General features: G+C 72.5%; 1 protein-coding gene. It reads left to right on the top strand.

Translation table 11 applies throughout. The features are described 5' to 3' along the window. On the top strand, positions 1 to 695 hold a 695-nt coding region (locus IF30_RS0140455), incomplete at both ends, for an AMP-binding protein (protein ID WP_030248241.1).

The raw sequence follows: 695 nt of genomic DNA, 5'->3' as shown, positions 1-695 counted from the left end.
CCGCCTCCGTCACCCACGTCACCCGCACCCGACACCTCCACCCCCACCTGCGCATCCTCAACGGCTACGGCCCCGTCGAATCCATGGGCTTCACCACCTCCTTCACCATCGAGGACACCACCCCCGACACCACCACCATCCCCATCGGCACCCCCCTCACCGGCAAACACGCCTACGTCCTCGACGCGAACCTGCGTCCCGTCCCCGCGGGCGTGCCCGGTGAGCTGTACGTCGCCGGAGCGGGCCTGGCCCGCGCGTACGCCGGGCGGCCCGCACTCACCGCAGAGCGGTTCGTCGCCAACCCCTTCGTGCCCGGCACCCGGATGTACCGCACCGGCGACCTCGCCCACTGGCGGCCCGACGGCACCCTGGAATACGCCGGCCGCCTCGACCACCAGATCAAGATCCGGGGCTTCCGCGTCGAGCCCGGCGAGGTCGAAGCCGCGATCACCCGCTACCCCGGCATCGTCCAGACCACCGTCCAGGCCCGCGAGGACCACCCCGGCGACAAGCGACTCGTGGCCTACCTCGTCCCCGCGCCGGACACCGCGATCGGCACCGGCGCCGTCCGCGAGCACCTTGCCGGCCTCCTCCCGGAGTACATGGTCCCGGCGGCGTTCGTGGTCCTCGACGAACTGCCGCTCACCCCCAACGGCAAACTCGACCGCCGCGCCCTACCCGCCCCCACCACCACG

Source organism: Streptomyces sp. NRRL S-350 (genome assembly GCF_000719705.1).
Taxonomy (GTDB): Bacteria; Actinomycetota; Actinomycetes; order Streptomycetales; family Streptomycetaceae; genus Kitasatospora.
Note: the sequence above shows the minus strand (reverse complement) of the source record. Positions and strands in the feature narration are given on the sequence as shown.